This window comes from Citrobacter sp. On2M (genome assembly GCF_018035235.1).
In the GTDB taxonomy this organism is placed as follows: Bacteria; Pseudomonadota; Gammaproteobacteria; order Enterobacterales; family Enterobacteriaceae; genus Citrobacter; species Citrobacter meridianamericanus.
Window position 1 is genome coordinate 352,295 of record NZ_WPCV01000005.1, and the last position, 14,858, is coordinate 367,152.

Sequence of the window (14,858 nt, forward strand, 5' to 3'; positions counted from 1 at the left end):
ATATTCAGCAACAGGAAGTATTACCACCACAACAGCTGGTGGGAGCTAACCCTACCTTCTCCAGCGGAATACCGAACCAGCGAGCCAGCTCAGCGCGTTTTGGGTATCGCCCAGCCATCACCGTTTCACCGTCTAACAGCAGTAACGGAAGCCCTTCTGCCCCAGATGCTTCGAGGAATGCTTTCGCTTTCTCATTCTGAACAAAGCTCATGGGCTGCTGCGCCAGGTTGTAACGTTCAACCTGTACACCACGTCCTTTCAGCCACTGCACATCAGCAGAAAAATCAACCAGAACCTGATCGACATCTGAGCCACATACGCCGGTACTGCAGCACATTGCCGGGTCAAACACCGTTAACGTTTTCATTCTGAATACCTCACATTTGAAAAATCATATATGTTCAGGCAAATTTTTTAGATGCAAACAGCCTTACCGCTACCAGAGTAGTTTGCCGATGCCAGCTTACTGGCGATGGCCTGTACGTCGTCCTGTTGGCTTAACCAGGCTTGCTCAATCACCTGAGCGGCCCAGGAAGGAATATGCGGAGATAAGCGGTAGTGAACCCACTTGCCCTGTTTGCGATCCAGCAATAGACCACTTTCCCGTAGCATTGCCAGGTGGCGGGAAATCTTGGGCTGTGACTGATCCAGCGCCGTGCAGAGATCGCACACGCACAGCTCTCCCATCTCCCTGAGCAATAATACGATGCCCAGCCGGGTTTCATCAGACAGATTCTTGAAAAGTTGTAAGGAAGTAAACGACATTATTCCCCCTGCTCGTTTGCGGATCAGAATACGCCAGTGGGGAACAAAATCAATATCACATGCGTAAAAACACATATGTAGTGAAATAAAAAAGGTTGCTATTGATTTCTGAATACAGGAGAAATGATAGAACTTTAGAACAGCTGAAATTGGAGCGGGCGAAGGGAATCGAACCCTCGTATAGAGCTTGGGAAGCTCTCGTTCTACCATTGAACTACGCCCGCTTTGAAGTGCGTAAGGGATTATAAACCTTACGCTCTTCCTGGCAAGGGGCTGACCGTCTGACTGGCGATTAATTCACCGTTAGCATTTTGGTTTACTGCCCTGCGGCGGTAAATAACGCAGCGGATCGATCGCTGTTGCCCGATAGCGGATCTGGAAATGCAGCCGCACTGTCGTCGCATCCGAGCTGCCCATTGTCGCTATCTTTTGCCCGGCCTTCACGTTTTGGCCGTTGTTCACCAGCATGGTGTCATTATGCGCATACGCAGTGATGTAGTCCTCACTGTGCTTAATCATAATGAGATTACCGTATCCCCGCAGTTGATTCCCGACATAAACTACCTTCCCGGCTCCTGCTGCATAAATCGGCGTACCGCGCGCAGCAGAGATATCAATACCTTTATTACCGCCGTCCGCGGTTGAATAAGGCAGAATCACTTTACCGCTGGCAGGCCACAACCAGCAGCGTTGCCCCACTGGCGGCCAGGATGACTGCGGCACAGATGAAGACGGTCTGACCGCCGCCGTTTTGGTCGAGGATTTCTTGGTTGTTTTGCCAGAGCTTGAACTGGTTTTCGCACCGCCGCTGACCTTCAGCTTTTGCCCCACTTCAATCGTATAGGGCGGTGGAATGTTATTCAGGCGGGCGATCTCTTTCACGCTGGTACCGGTGGCGCGCGAAATACGGTATAGCGTATCTCCCCGCTTCACGGTATATAGGGAGCCGGAATAACTTCCTGTATCAGACGACTTGCTACCGGAACAGCCTACTAACAGCAGACCTACACACAGCAGCATCACGATACTTAAGCTATTTTTCTTCAGGCGTCCTGCACTCAAAACAATACCTCGCAACATTTCCAGACGCTTTATCATAGCAGCCAGAAACCGGATGCCAAATCATATCGCGCAACGAAGCGTCAGCCCTTGCATTTCACACCCTCAGTTAATCAATATGCCTTAATTAAGCATATAATATGGGTGCTTAAGATTGAGGGTGGACGCAATGCGACAGGAACATGTCATTTTATTGAACGAGCAGGACCAACCCTGTGGAACGCTGGAAAAGTATACGGCGCATACCGCCGCAACCCTCCTGCACTCCGCTTTCTCATGCTGGATATTTAACGAGCAAGGTCAACTGCTGGTCACCCGCCGGTCGCTGCACAAAAAAGCCTGGCCAGGCGTCTGGACCAATTCGGTTTGCGGACACCCACAGCTGGGTGAAACTACCGAAGCGGCTATTGTCCGCCGCGCTCGCTTCGAGCTGGGTGCCGATATTAGCGATCTTACACCCGTCTATCCTGATTTCCGTTATTGCGCGACGGATCCGAGTGGAATAGTGGAAAATGAAGTCTGCCCGGTTTACACCGCGCACATCGTCAGTCAGTTACAGCCGAACGCGGATGAAGTGATGGATTACCAATGGAGCAATCTTGAGGATGTTTTAAGCGGGATTGACGCGACGCCATGGGCCTTTAGCCCGTGGATGGTAATGCAGGTTGCAAATAATAAGGCGCGAGAATTGCTGCGCAAGTTTGCCAACGGGAATTGATTGCCGGATGGCGCTACGCTTACCTGGCCTACGTAACGGATCGTAGGCCGGATAATGCATCAGCCGCCATTCGGCATTTCACATCTTACTTAACCGGACGCATCGCCGGGAACAGGATCACATCGCGAATGGTGTGGCTGTTGGTGAACAGCATAACCATACGGTCGATACCAATACCCAGGCCCGCAGTCGGCGGCAGACCGTGTTCCAGAGCGGTAACGTAGTCTTCGTCGTAGAACATCGCTTCGTCATCACCCGCATCTTTAGCGTTAACCTGATCCTGGAAACGCTGCGCTTGATCTTCTGCATCGTTCAGCTCGCTGAAGCCGTTACCGATTTCACGTCCGCCGATAAAGAATTCGAAGCGATCGGTGATTTCCGGATTTTCGTCATTACGACGCGCCAGTGGAGAAACTTCTGCCGGGTACTCGGTAATGAAGGTCGGCTGAATCAGGTGCGCTTCCGCAACTTCTTCAAAAATCTCGGTCACGATACGGCCCAGACCCCAGCTCTTCTCAACTTTGATGCCGATAGATTCAGCAATCGCTTTTGCAGAATCGAAGTTATCCAGATCGGCCATATTGGTTTCCGGACGGTATTTCTGAATCGCTTCGCGCATGGTCAGTTTTTCGAACGGCTTACCGAAGTCGAAGACTTCTTCGCCGTAAGGCACTTCCGTCGTACCCAGAACGTTCTGCGCCAACGTACGGAACAGAGATTCGGTGAGTTCGATGAGATCTTTATAGTCCGCATAAGCCATGTAGAGTTCCATCATGGTGAACTCAGGGTTATGGCGAACAGAGATGCCTTCGTTACGGAAGTTACGGTTAATTTCGAATACGCGTTCGAAGCCACCAACCACCAGACGCTTGAGGTACAGTTCCGGCGCGATACGCAGGTACATGTCCAGATCCAGCGCGTTATGATGGGTGATAAACGGACGCGCCGCCGCACCGCCAGGGATTACCTGCATCATTGGGGTTTCGACTTCCATAAAGCCGCGACCAACCATGAACTGACGGATGCCAGCCATAATCTGTGAACGCACTTTAAAGGTATTGCGGGATTCATCGTTAGAGATGAGATCCAGGTAGCGTTGACGATAGCGCGCTTCCTGATCCTGCAGACCGTGGAATTTGTCCGGCAGCGGGCGCAACGCTTTGGTCAGCAGACGCAGCTCGGTGCAGTGGATAGACAGCTCACCGGTCTTGGTCTTGAACAACTTACCTTTCGCGCCGAGGATATCGCCCAGATCCCATTTTTTGAACTGCTCGTTGTAAACGCCTTCCGGCAGATCGTCGCGAGCAACGTACAGCTGAATGCGGCCGCCAACGTCCTGCAACGTAACGAATGATGCTTTACCCATAATACGACGGGTCATCATACGACCAGCAACGGAGACCTCAATGTTCAGCGCTTCCAGCTCTTCATTTTCTTTCGCATCGAAGTCAGCATGCAGTTGGTCTGAGGTATGATCGCGACGGAAGTCGTTCGGGAACGGGATCCCCTGCTCACGCAGGCTCGCCAGCTTCTCACGGCGCGTTTTCAGTTCATTGTTAAGGTCGGCTACCGCGTCAGCGCCCTGTACGTGTTGTTCAGACATGTTGGTTCCTCATAACCCTGCTTTCAAACTTGCTTCGATAAATTGATCCAGGCTGCCATCCAGCACCGCCTGCGTGTTGCGGGTTTCAACCCCGGTACGCAGATCTTTGATGCGGGAGTCATCAAGGACATAAGAACGAATCTGGCTACCCCAGCCGATATCTGACTTGGTGTCTTCCATCGCCTGTTTCTCGGCATTCTTCTTCTGCATTTCCAGTTCATAAAGCTTCGCTTTCATCTGCTTCATGGCCTGGTCTTTGTTCTTGTGCTGGGAACGGTCGTTCTGACACTGCGTCACAATCCCGGTCGGGATGTGGGTAATACGCACCGCAGATTCTGTACGGTTAACGTGCTGACCGCCCGCACCAGAGGCGCGATAAACGTCGATACGCAGATCCGCCGGGTTGATATCGATATCAATATCATCGTCAACTTCCGGGTAGACAAACGCCGAACTGAACGACGTATGGCGACGGCCACCTGAATCGAACGGGCTTTTACGTACCAGGCGGTGTACGCCGGTTTCAGTACGCAGCCAACCGTAAGCATACTCGCCAGCAATTCTGATGGTCACGGATTTAATACCCGCGACTTCACCTTCAGACTCTTCAATAATTTCGGTCTTAAAGCCGCGCGCTTCAGCCCAACGCAGATACATACGCATCAGCATGCTTGCCCAGTCCTGCGCTTCCGTACCGCCGGAGCCAGCCTGGATATCGAGATAGCAATCTGCGCTGTCATATTCACCGGAGAACATACGACGGAATTCCAGCTGGGCCAGCTTATCTTCCAGGGTATCGAGTTCTGCTACGGCTTCGTTAAAGGTTTCTTCGTCATCGGCTTCTACAGCCAGCTCCAGCAGGCCGGAGACATCTTCCAGGCCCTGGCTCATCTGATCGAGCGTATCAACGATGGCCTCAAGGGAGGAACGCTCTTTACCCAGCGCCTGGGCACGTTCGGGTTCGTTCCACACGTCCGGCTGTTCCAGCTCGGCGTTTACTTCTTCCAGACGCTCTTTCTTGGCATCATAGTCAAAGATACCCCCTAAGAACGTCAGAGCGCTCCGTGAGGTCCTGAATGCGGTTATTTACCGGATTAATTTCAAACATTGTCTGATTTCTTTTATTGGACTAGTCAAAATGCGGTTATAAGAGCGGGATTGTAACTAATCCACGCCCTTTTTTATAGCGATTAGTGACGCTAAAGTGGCCAGATATTGTCGATTATAATCTGCAAGCTGCGGTTGCCACGAAACTCGTTAATATCCAGTTTGTAGGCAAGCTGAACTTCGCGAACACCGTTGTCGGGCCAGCAGGTGGTATCAACATTAAATGCAATACCGTCCAGCAGTGGGCCGCCGCCAACAGGCTCAACCATTACCTTCAGATGACGCTCACCGACCAGGCGTTGCTGAAGCAGCCGGAAATGCCCGTCAAACAGCGGTTCTGGGAACATTTGCCCCCACGGTCCGGCATCACGCAGCATTTGCGCGACCTCCATGGTCATCTCCGCTGCGCTCAGAGCACCATCTGATACCACTTCACCCTGTAGTAAGGCGGGATCCAGCCACTCGGTTACCAGTTCGCCGAAACGCTGCTGGAAACGCTCAAACTGCGCCTCCTCCAGCGACAAACCTGCTGCCATAGCGTGGCCGCCAAACTTGAGGATCATGCCAGGATAAAGGGTGTCCAGGCGCTCCAGCGCATCGCGCATGTGTAGCCCCTGAATCGAGCGTCCGGAGCCTTTGAGCGTACCGTCGCCGGCAGGCGCAAACGCAATCACCGGACGGTGGAAGCGCTCCTTAATGCGTGATGCCAGAATCCCCACCACGCCCTGATGCCACTCAGGGTGGTACATTGCCAGACCGCCCGGTAGCGTATCACTACTGCGTTCCAGCTTTTCACACAGAGTCAGCGCTTCCGTCTGCATCCCCTGCTCGATCTCTTTTCGTGTTTGGTTGAGCGCGTCCAGCTCATTGGCCAGCACGCGCGCTTCACCAATGTTGTCACACAGTAGCAGCGCCACACCAACGGACATATCGTCCAGACGCCCCGCCGCATTCAGCCGTGGCCCGAGGGCAAAACCTAAATCGCTGGCAGCCAGTTTGAGTGGGTCGCGATTGGAAATCTCCAGCAGCGCTTTAATACCCGGACGGCACTTTCCGGCACGAATACGGCTTAAGCCCTGCCACGTCAGAATGCGATTATTGGCATCCAACGGAACCACGTCGGCCACCGTGCCAAGCGCAACCAGATCGAGCAAATCCGCCAGATTCGGCGGTGCAATGCCGCGTTCATCAAACCAGCCTTTGTCACGCAAAAAGGTGCGCAGCGCCAGCATCAGGTAGAAGGCAACACCAACGCCCGCCAGCGATTTCGACGGGAATTCACAGTCGGGCAGGTTAGGGTTGATAATAGCCTCTGCGCCCGGCAGCGTGTCTCCGGGTAGATGGTGATCGGTCACCACGACCGGGATCTTCAACGTTCTGGCATGTTCAACGCCCGCGTGGGACGAAATGCCATTGTCGACAGTAACAATCAGCTGAGCGCCCCGTGCATGGGCCTGATCCACCACTTCCGGGCTTAAACCATAGCCGTCTTCAAAACGATTCGGCACCAGATAGTCAACGTTGCTGCAGCCCAACGCACGCATCGCCAGGATGCTCAGCGCCGTGCTGGTCGCGCCATCGGCGTCAAAATCGCCGACCACGATGATTCGGGTTCCTTCGCGAAAGGCGTTATAGAGGATCTCAACCGCTTTTTCGACGCCATTTAAATGCTGCCACGGCAACATGCCTTTCACGCTACGCTCAAGCTCCTGCGCGCTGCGCACGCCCCGACTGGCGTACAAACGACGCAGCAGTGGTGGCAGGTCGGCAGGTAGCTCGGCGGTCTCGTCGGCTTTACGCCGACGAAGTTGTATCTGTTGTTTCACGCGAATTATTTACCGCTGGTTTGTTTGGCATGTGCGTCAAGGAATTCTTTCATCTCTTTCGGCCCCTGATAGCCAGGCACTACATAGCCATTGCTCAATACAATCGCCGGCGTACCGCTGACGCCAAACTGTACGCCCAGTGCGTAGTGGTTAGCGATGTCCACATCACAGGTCGCTGGTTTCACGCCCTTGCCAGCCATTGCATCGTCAAAGGCTTTGTTTTTATCCTTCGCACACCAGATAGACTTCATGTCCTGCTCTGCCTGGCTTTCCAGTCCCTGACGAGGGAAGGCCAGATAGCGTACGGTGATCCCTAACGCATTGTAGTCTTTCATCTCTTCATGCAGCTTGTGGCAGTAGCCACAGGTGATGTCGGTGAAAACGGTAATGACATGTTTTTCCTGCGGCGCTTTGTAGACGATCATCTCGTTTTCCAGCGCGTTCAAATGCTTCATCAGCAGTTGGTTAGTGACGTTTACCGGGCTTGCGCCGCTCACGTCGTACATTGGTCCCTGAATAATATGTTTACCATCTTCGGTAACGTATAGTACGCCGCTATTGGTCAGTACGGTTTTCATGCCCGCAACCGGAGCTGACTGAATCTCGGTACTCTGAACGCCCAGCTTCGCTAATGACTGGCGAATCGCCGCATCGTCAGCATGTACCATGCCAGAAAAAGCCGTTGCCAGCAGAGTGAACATCATAAAACGTTTTTTCATAACCTATCCTTTCCTGTCAGCACTCACGCTCGCGGGTGATGCTGTTGATGTAGTTGCCGCAAGCGCTCCGTTGCGACATGAGTATAAATCTGCGTTGTCGAGAGGTCGCTATGCCCCAGCAGCATCTGCACCACGCGCAGGTCAGCGCCATGATTGAGCAGATGCGTGGCAAACGCGTGGCGCAGGACATGCGGTGACAGCTTTTCGCTATCGATTCCAGCCAACACAGCATAGTGTTTAATACGATGCCAGAAGGTTTGACGAGTCATCTGTTGCGCGCGCTGGCTGGGAAACAGCACATCAATCGATACGCCATTGAGTAACCATGGACGCCCATGCTCCAGGTACGTTTCCAGCCAGTACACCGCCTCTTCACCTAACGGGACAAGACGCTCTTTATTTCCTTTGCCGATTACCCGAACCACGCCCTGACGCAGGCTGACATCGCTCATCGTCAGCCCCACCAGTTCTGACACGCGCAGGCCCGTGGCATACAATACTTCCAGCATGGCTTTGTCGCGAAGTTCCAGCGGTTGCTCGATAAGCGGTGCCTGCAGCAGTCGTTCTACCTGCGCTTCGCTGAGATCTTTGGGCAGACGCTGTGGAAGCTTAGGTGATGCCAGCGCAGCGCTGGGGTCATCTTCGCGAAATTTCTCACGGTAAAGATGCTGAAAAAAGCGCCGTGTCGCACTGAGCAAGCGTGCAGAACTGGTGGCCTTATATCCCCCATCCATCCGCTCAGCCAGCAATGCTTGCAGGTCATCACTCTGCGCGGTCGCCAGCGAAGCACCGCGGTGATGTAACCATTCGACAAGCATGGTCAGATCGCGACGATACGCACTTAACGTATTTTCCGCCAGATTTCGTTCCAGCCACAGTGCATCAAGAAACTGCTCGATGCGCGCCAGATCCTGTTCCACTCGCACCTCTTATTCCACTCTCATTTTTGATGCATTATGCCTCATTGTGCCGAGAATGCGGCGATTCTGTTACACTACCCGCAACGCTACAGCAGAATTGAGATGTTTACGTCATGAACATGGGTCTTTTTTACGGTTCAAGCACCTGCTACACCGAAATGGCAGCAGAAAAAATCCACGATATCCTGGGTCCCGAACTGGTGACACTGCACAACCTCAAAGATGATTCCCCGAGCTTAATGGAGCAGTATGACGTGCTCATTTTGGGCATCCCGACCTGGGATTTCGGTGAAATTCAGGAGGATTGGGAAGCAGTCTGGGCGCAACTGGACGACCTCAACCTGGAAGGCAAAATTGTTGCGCTTTACGGGATGGGCGATCAGTTGGGATACGGCGAATGGTTCCTGGATGCACTGGGTATGCTGCACGATAAACTGGTTACAAAAGGCGTTAAATTTGTGGGTTACTGGCCAACTGAAGGCTATGAATTCACCAGCGATAAACCCGTCATTGCCGATGGACAGCTGTTTGTTGGTCTGGCGCTGGATGAAACGAACCAGTACGACCTCAGCGATGAACGCATTCAGGCCTGGTGCGAGCAAATTCTTGGTGAAATGGCCGAGCACTGGTCCTGAGTTGCTGCCGACTGACGGTTAAGGTCGCAACCTTACCGTCAGTGCTACATCTGCTTCGCCTGTTGCAGTATTAACCGCCGTAAATCCCGCCATTCTGCGTCATCCATACTGTCTGCCGCCAGCCATAGATGCTGACGTTTTCCGGTATCGGAACGCAAACGCAGCATCATGCCTGTTTTTACCATCCAGGGGGCGCTAACGATAGACCACTCTTGCCCCTGCCAGCGCAGACGACCGTTCATCAACAGCCGAATCTCGCCCTGACAGGCGTTAATTCGGCGCTGGCTTCGTACGCTATCGAACACCACCAAAGACAGCAAAACCAGCCATAATGGGGTGTAACTCAATGGCCAGGGCATCAATAAAATAAATACCGCGACCAGCCCATGAATGAGCAGTGAAAGCCATTGCGCGCGCCATGAAACGCGTAAATCAGATTGCCACTGGACCACGTTCCCGATTCCGTGTCTGGATAAGTCGCACCATCTGTTCCAGCTGAGCATCAGCTGGTTTCCCATGATTCATCAACCAGTTAAACAAATCTGGATCATCACATTCTAGCAGACGAATAAAGATACGTTTTTCTTCGTCACTTAAGCTGTCGTATTCATGTTCGAAAAACGGCATGATCGAGATGTCCAGCTCGCGCATACCACGGCGGCATGCCCAATGAATACGTGCTTTGTTGTTAATATCCATGTTCTTCTCCCTGTCTCGCGAAAACGAAGTATCCGGCTATTGTAACGTGTTTTTCCCGCGCATTGACGGGAATATCAGTAATCGGAAGCTTGTTCGCGAAATAAAACCGCATTAAGTCAAAGGATTCAGCATTTTTGGATGTCTCCTCGCAAAGCTTAATATATGGCACAAATAGCCTGTTTAAACCGCTTGCAATGGGCCATAGCTCTTTTACCATTAGTCATTATCACTGCGTTAAGCAAATCAGGACATTATTATGGCTTTTACATCTTTTCCTCCTCGCCAGCCTTTCGCGTCAACGCGTTTGCCTCTGACGCTAATGACGCTCGATGACTGGGCGCTCGCCACCATCACCGGTGTCGACAGTGAGAAGTATATTCAGGGTCAGGTCACGGCGGATGTCAGCCAGATGACCGAACATCAGCACGTGTTGGCGGCACATTGTGACGCCAAAGGTAAAATGTGGAGCACCCTGCGTCTGTTCCGCCAGGGTGACGGTTTTGCCTGGGTTGAGCGCCGTAGCCTGCGCGATGCGCAGCTTACTGAACTGAAAAAATACGCGGTCTTTTCGAAAGTGGCGATTGCCCCGGACGACGAGCGCGTCCTGCTGGGCGTAGCGGGATTCCAGGCACGTGCGGCACTGGCCAATCTTTTTAGCGAATTACCGGGCAGCGATAAGCAGGTTATTACCGAAGGCTCTTCCACAATATTGTGGTTTGAACACCCAGCCGAACGCTTCTTACTAGTGACCGATACTGCCACAGCGGAAACGCTGGCAGAGAAACTGCGTGGTGAAGCGGAGTTAAATAACAGCCAACAGTGGCTGGCGCTGGATATCGAAGCGGGTATTCCTGTTATTGATTCTGCCAACAGCGCGCAGTTTATTCCGCAAGCCACCAATCTGCAGGCATTAGGCGGCATCAGCTTTAAAAAAGGGTGCTATACCGGTCAGGAAATGGTTGCCCGCGCAAAATTCCGCGGAGCCAACAAACGCGCCATGTGGACTCTGGCAGGAGCGGCCAGTCGCGTACCGGAAGCGGGTGAAGACCTGGAGCTGAAAATGGGTGAGAACTGGCGTCGTACCGGCACCATACTCGCCGCAGTGCAGCTGGCTGATGGGCAAGTGCTGGTGCAGGTTGTGATGAATAACGATATGGAAGTCGACAGCGTGTTCCGCGTTCGAGACGACGCAAAAACGCTGCATATCGTACCGCAGCCGTATTCGCTGGAAGAGTAAATGAATAATGCCTGATTGCGATGCGTCTATCAGGCATGCTGGCTTTTGTTTTGTAGGCCGGATAAGGCGCTAGCCGCCATCCGGCATCAATGATTACGCCTGACCAACGTACAGATAGATTGCCAGGAAGTGGCAAACGCTGCCGCCCAGCACAAAGCCGTGCCAGATCGCGTGGTTGTAAGGAATACGCTTACATACGTAGAAAATAACACCCAGCGAATAGACTACGCCGCCAACGGCCAGCAGCGTCACCCCCCCCACCGCCAGCTTAACCGCCAGTTGATACACCACAATCAGCGATAGCCAGCCCATTGTCAGGTAGGTCACCAGCGACAGAACCTTAAAGCGGTGCGCAATAGTCAGTTTGAATAAAATACCGATTAGCGCCAGGCTCCAGATCACAATCATCAGTCCGCGTGCCAGCGGCGAATCCAGCCCCACCAGCAGGAATGGCGTGTAGGTCCCGGCAATCAGCAGATAAATCGCGCAGTGGTCGAATTTTTTCAGCCAGACTTTCGCTCTCTGATGGGGGATCGCATGATACAAGGTTGAGGCAAGGAACAGCAGGATCATGCTGCCACCGTACAGGCTGTAGCTAGTAATGGCCATAGCGCTGGCGTTGGTATCCACTGCCTGAACCAGTAACAACACCAGTCCGACAATCCCAAACACCAGCCCGATACCATGGCTGATGCTGTTGGCTATTTCCTCTGCCAGCGAATATCCCTGCGCGATTAATGGCTTCTGAACCATAAGTTACTCCCCAGAAACGAACACTTTCGTTATTGCGCCTCTAGCGTAACTGAGAATGGTTCCAGTGAACACCTGTTAGCTAAAATAAATATCACATTAAGATTAATCATTTAAAATCATGGCGTTGCAACTATTTTTTCAACTAACAGATGTTTCTTTAAATCAAAGGCATTTAAAATCAATCACATAAAATTGCGTCTGATTCGGGTAAATCTCGGCAATCACATGTTTAAGTTCTTCAAGCGTCATGTTTTCCTGCTGGGCATGTTTATCCGTTAGCGTATCCAAAGTAACAGTTGAGGTGCCAACAACCTCAATCGTGCAGAAGTAACCGTCATCTTCGAAGCGCCCAACCCGTAAAATGTCCCCGGCTTTGAAGTGTGATTCGGACTCGTCACGAATGGTGATGGTTTTGCGTCCGGCCAGAATGTCATCCTGGAAACGCTGAAAAAAAGTGATGTCATTTGGCTGCATGTTATTATTCCTTGTAGATGAAGTCTGATGAGTGAGTTTTGCCATTGTGAGTATGTTCTCCCACGCTGCCATCGCCAGTCTCAACAATCTTGAGATGCTGGTCTACAACTATGTCATCAAAAACCGTGACAAAGTCATGTACATGACCATTCGCGAGCTGGCTGATGCCGTGGGCGTTTCCACCACTACCGTACTGCGCTTTTGCCGCAAGCTTAAGTGTGAAGGTTACTCAGAATTCCGCGTACGCTTCAAATTATATTTAGAGCAGAATGAACCACAACAGGCTAATTTCGGTGCCAGCGAAATTATCAGTTTCTTTAAAGGCGTCAATAACGACGAGTTCGATAAACTGCTCGATCAGGCTGTTGATATTATATTATCTTCCGAGCGTATTATATTCGTTGGGGCGGGAACGTCTGGAGCTCTGGCGAAATATGGCGCACGTTTTTTCTCAAACGTCGGTAAATTCAGTAATCACATTGATGATCCTTATTTCCCGGTAACTAACGATATGGCCAGAAACGCGCTGGCGATCGTGCTTTCCGTGTCTGGTGAAACAGAAGAGATCCTGCGCTTTGCCAGCCAGTTTAGTCTGCACAACTGTAAGGTTCTGTCGGTCACTAGCCATGAACACTCTCGCCTGGCGAAGCTGGCAGACTTTAATATCTCCTGGCACGTTCCACAAACACGTATTGCCGGGGTATACGATATAACCACGCAGATCCCCGTTATTTATATTCTGGAATCACTCGGGCGCAAGCTGGCGAAAATAATAGCGTAAAAAACAATGTGTTTTTTTGATGTAACAAATCACATTTACGCTATTTTGTTATACCGTGACATTTATCTTTCCTTTGTTAGACTCAAAATCAGATTGTATTAATTTGAGACTGAGCGCAGATGAAAAAACTTACCTTACCAAACGATTTTTTATGGGGCGGCGCTGTGGCGGCGCATCAGGTTGAAGGCGGCTGGAACAAAGGTGGCAAAGGTCCCAGCATTTGCGACGTCCTGACCGGTGGGGCTCACGGCGTTCCGCGAGAAATTACTCAGGACGTCGTGCAGGGTAAATACTATCCCAACCACGAAGCAGTCGATTTTTACGGTCATTACAAAGAAGACATTAAGCTGTTTGCCGAGATGGGTTTCAAATGCTTCCGTACGTCAATTGCCTGGACCCGCATCTTCCCGAAAGGAGACGAAACCCAGCCAAATGAAGAAGGATTAAAATTCTACGACGACATGTTTGATGAACTGCTGAAGTACAACATCGAACCGGTCATCACCCTCTCCCACTTCGAAATGCCACTGCATTTGGTTCAACAGTACGGTAGCTGGACCAATCGTAAAGTCGTCGATTTCTTTGTCCGTTTTGCTGAAGTCGTTTTTGAGCGCTACAAGCACAAGGTCAAATACTGGATGACCTTCAACGAGATCAACAACCAGCGTAACTGGCGCGCGCCGCTGTTTGGCTATTGCTGCTCGGGCGTGGTGTATACCGAGCATGAAAACCCGGAAGAGACCATGTACCAGGTGTTGCATCACCAGTTTGTCGCCAGCGCACTGGCGGTAAAAGCGGCACGTCGCATCAATCCTGACATGAAAGTCGGCTGCATGCTGGCGATGGTCCCGCTGTATCCCTTCTCTTGTAAGCCTGAAGATATGATGTTTGCGCAAGAATCGATGCGTGAGCGCTACGTCTTCACCGATGTCCAGTTGCGCGGTTACTACCCCTCTTATGTTCTGAATGAGTGGGGGCGTCGTGAATTCAACATCAAAATGGAAGCAAACGACGAACAGATCCTGCGCGAAGGTACCTGTGACTATCTCGGTTTCAGCTACTACATGACCAACGCCGTTAAAGCGGAAGGTGGCAGCGGTGATGCGATTTCCGGCTTTGAGGGCAGCGTACCGAACCCGCACGTCAAAGCATCCGACTGGGGCTGGCAGATTGACCCCGTCGGTCTGCGCTATGCCTTATGTGAGCTGTATGAACGCTACCAGAAGCCGCTGTTTATCGTTGAAAACGGGTTTGGCGCTTATGACAAAGTAGAAGAAGACGGTAGCATCAACGACGACTATCGCATCGACTATCTGCGCGCCCACGTCGAAGAGATGATGAAAGCGGTAACGTATGATGGCGTAGACCTGATGGGCTATACGCCCTGGGGCTGCATCGACTGCGTGTCGTTTACCACCGGTCAGTACAGCAAACGCTACGGGTTTATCTACGTAAACAAACACGACGACGGCACCGGCGATATGTCGCGTTCGCGGAAGAAGAGTTTTGAGTGGTATAAAGCGGTGATTGCCAGCAACGGCGAGAACCTGTGATTTTTTGCC

General features: G+C 51.9%; 17 protein-coding genes and 1 tRNA gene. 5 read left to right on the plus strand and 13 right to left on the minus strand.

Going from position 1 to position 14,858, the window contains the following annotated elements; all coding sequences use genetic code 11:
* Positions 1-4: 4 nt before the first annotated feature.
* The 4 genes from arsD to actS all read right to left on the minus strand — a co-directional run bounded on the left by arsD (position 5) and on the right by actS (position 1,827).
* Positions 5-367: an arsenite efflux transporter metallochaperone ArsD gene (arsD, locus tag On2M_RS19610; RefSeq protein WP_000855179.1), complete on the minus strand. Its 363-nt coding sequence runs from the start codon at positions 365-367 to the stop codon at positions 5-7.
* 47 nt (positions 368-414) lie between these two features.
* Complete coding sequence (arsR, locus tag On2M_RS19615) at positions 415-765, minus strand: transcriptional regulator (RefSeq protein WP_210905342.1); 351 nt, start codon at positions 763-765, stop codon at positions 415-417.
* A gap of 150 nt (positions 766-915) precedes the next feature.
* Positions 916-989, minus strand: a tRNA-Gly gene (locus tag On2M_RS19620).
* A 79-nt stretch (positions 990-1,068) separates the two neighbouring features.
* Positions 1,069-1,827, minus strand: coding sequence for an amidase activator ActS (gene actS / locus On2M_RS19625; protein ID WP_187253165.1), 759 nt, complete (start codon positions 1,825-1,827; stop codon positions 1,069-1,071).
* 166 nt (positions 1,828-1,993) lie between these two features.
* On the opposite strand from actS, the gene idi reads away from it, so the two are divergent.
* Entirely contained in the window at positions 1,994-2,542 is a 549-nt protein-coding gene (gene idi, locus On2M_RS19630; protein WP_151224302.1) for an isopentenyl-diphosphate Delta-isomerase, read from the plus strand.
* An 85-nt stretch (positions 2,543-2,627) separates the two neighbouring features.
* Here idi and lysS read toward each other — a convergent pair whose 3' ends face one another.
* From lysS to xerD, 5 genes are all read right to left on the minus strand, one after another.
* Positions 2,628-4,145: a lysine--tRNA ligase gene (gene lysS, locus On2M_RS19635; protein WP_005123357.1), complete on the minus strand. Its 1,518-nt coding sequence runs from the start codon at positions 4,143-4,145 to the stop codon at positions 2,628-2,630.
* Positions 4,146-4,154: 9 nt separating this feature from the next.
* Positions 4,155-5,253, minus strand: a protein-coding gene (gene prfB, locus On2M_RS19640; protein ID WP_096878465.1) for a peptide chain release factor 2 whose coding sequence is annotated in 2 segments (ribosomal slippage) — positions 4,155-5,177 and positions 5,179-5,253 — 1,098 coding nt in all. Because the reading frame shifts where the segments join, the coding sequence is not laid out codon by codon here.
* 91 nt (positions 5,254-5,344) lie between these two features.
* Positions 5,345-7,078, minus strand: coding sequence for a single-stranded-DNA-specific exonuclease RecJ (recJ, locus tag On2M_RS19645; protein WP_187253166.1), 1,734 nt, complete (start codon positions 7,076-7,078; stop codon positions 5,345-5,347).
* Positions 7,079-7,083: 5 nt separating this feature from the next.
* Positions 7,084-7,797: a bifunctional protein-disulfide isomerase/oxidoreductase DsbC gene (dsbC, locus tag On2M_RS19650; RefSeq protein ID WP_210905343.1), complete on the minus strand. Its 714-nt coding sequence runs from the start codon at positions 7,795-7,797 to the stop codon at positions 7,084-7,086.
* A 23-nt stretch (positions 7,798-7,820) separates the two neighbouring features.
* Positions 7,821-8,717, minus strand: a complete 897-nt coding sequence (gene xerD, locus On2M_RS19655; RefSeq protein WP_187253168.1) for a site-specific tyrosine recombinase XerD — start codon at positions 8,715-8,717, stop codon at positions 7,821-7,823.
* Positions 8,718-8,830: 113 nt separating this feature from the next.
* Here xerD and fldB point away from each other — a divergent pair, with 113 nt between their 5' ends.
* Positions 8,831-9,352, plus strand: coding sequence for a flavodoxin FldB (gene fldB / locus On2M_RS19660; protein WP_210905344.1), 522 nt, complete (start codon positions 8,831-8,833; stop codon positions 9,350-9,352).
* Positions 9,353-9,396: 44 nt separating this feature from the next.
* On the opposite strand, the gene On2M_RS19665 is transcribed toward fldB, so the two are convergent.
* A complete protein-coding gene (locus On2M_RS19665) occupies positions 9,397-9,804 on the minus strand; it encodes a protein YgfX (protein ID WP_151218319.1) in 408 nt (135 codons plus the stop codon).
* Complete coding sequence (gene sdhE, locus On2M_RS19670; RefSeq protein WP_016154349.1) at positions 9,785-10,051, minus strand: FAD assembly factor SdhE; 267 nt, start codon at positions 10,049-10,051, stop codon at positions 9,785-9,787. Before sdhE ends, On2M_RS19665 begins: the two co-directional genes overlap by 20 nt.
* A 256-nt stretch (positions 10,052-10,307) precedes the next feature.
* Here sdhE and ygfZ point away from each other — a divergent pair, with 256 nt between their 5' ends.
* Complete coding sequence (gene ygfZ, locus On2M_RS19675) at positions 10,308-11,288, plus strand: tRNA-modifying protein YgfZ (RefSeq protein WP_187253169.1); 981 nt, start codon at positions 10,308-10,310, stop codon at positions 11,286-11,288.
* Between the two features lie 93 nt (positions 11,289-11,381).
* Here ygfZ and On2M_RS19680 read toward each other — a convergent pair whose 3' ends face one another.
* The gene (locus On2M_RS19680) at positions 11,382-12,041 is read right to left on the minus strand and encodes a hemolysin III family protein (protein WP_187253170.1); all 660 of its coding nucleotides are present in this window, start codon (positions 12,039-12,041) and stop codon (positions 11,382-11,384) included.
* A 162-nt stretch (positions 12,042-12,203) separates the two neighbouring features.
* Positions 12,204-12,515 carry a N(4)-acetylcytidine aminohydrolase gene (gene yqfB / locus On2M_RS19685; RefSeq protein WP_003026949.1) on the minus strand — a complete coding sequence of 104 codons (312 nt, stop codon included), beginning with the start codon at positions 12,513-12,515 and terminating at the stop codon, positions 12,204-12,206.
* A 52-nt stretch (positions 12,516-12,567) separates the two neighbouring features.
* Between yqfB and On2M_RS19690 the strand changes: the two genes are divergently transcribed.
* The gene (locus On2M_RS19690) at positions 12,568-13,296 is read left to right on the plus strand and encodes a MurR/RpiR family transcriptional regulator (RefSeq protein ID WP_187253347.1); all 729 of its coding nucleotides are present in this window, start codon (positions 12,568-12,570) and stop codon (positions 13,294-13,296) included.
* A gap of 119 nt (positions 13,297-13,415) precedes the next feature.
* The gene (bglA, locus tag On2M_RS19695) at positions 13,416-14,849 is read left to right on the plus strand and encodes a 6-phospho-beta-glucosidase (protein WP_210905345.1); all 1,434 of its coding nucleotides are present in this window, start codon (positions 13,416-13,418) and stop codon (positions 14,847-14,849) included.
* Positions 14,850-14,858: the final 9 nt, after the last annotated feature.

Coding starts and splice junctions, on each gene's coding strand:
- arsD (WP_000855179.1), bottom strand. CDS start 367: ATGAAAACGTTAACGGTGTTTGACCCGGCAATGTGCTGCAGTACCGGC.
- arsR (WP_210905342.1), bottom strand. CDS start 765: ATGTCGTTTACTTCCTTACAACTTTTCAAGAATCTGTCTGATGAAACC.
- idi (WP_151224302.1), top strand. CDS start 1,994: ATGCGACAGGAACATGTCATTTTATTGAACGAGCAGGACCAACCCTGT.
- lysS (WP_005123357.1), bottom strand. CDS start 4,145: ATGTCTGAACAACACGTACAGGGCGCTGACGCGGTAGCCGACCTTAAC.
- dsbC (WP_210905343.1), bottom strand. CDS start 7,797: ATGAAAAAACGTTTTATGATGTTCACTCTGCTGGCAACGGCTTTTTCT.
- fldB (WP_210905344.1), top strand. CDS start 8,831: ATGAACATGGGTCTTTTTTACGGTTCAAGCACCTGCTACACCGAAATG.
- sdhE (WP_016154349.1), bottom strand. CDS start 10,051: ATGGATATTAACAACAAAGCACGTATTCATTGGGCATGCCGCCGTGGT.
- ygfZ (WP_187253169.1), top strand. CDS start 10,308: ATGGCTTTTACATCTTTTCCTCCTCGCCAGCCTTTCGCGTCAACGCGT.
- On2M_RS19680 (WP_187253170.1), bottom strand. CDS start 12,041: ATGGTTCAGAAGCCATTAATCGCGCAGGGATATTCGCTGGCAGAGGAA.
- yqfB (WP_003026949.1), bottom strand. CDS start 12,515: ATGCAGCCAAATGACATCACTTTTTTTCAGCGTTTCCAGGATGACATT.
- On2M_RS19690 (WP_187253347.1), top strand. CDS start 12,568: ATGTTCTCCCACGCTGCCATCGCCAGTCTCAACAATCTTGAGATGCTG.
- bglA (WP_210905345.1), top strand. CDS start 13,416: ATGAAAAAACTTACCTTACCAAACGATTTTTTATGGGGCGGCGCTGTG.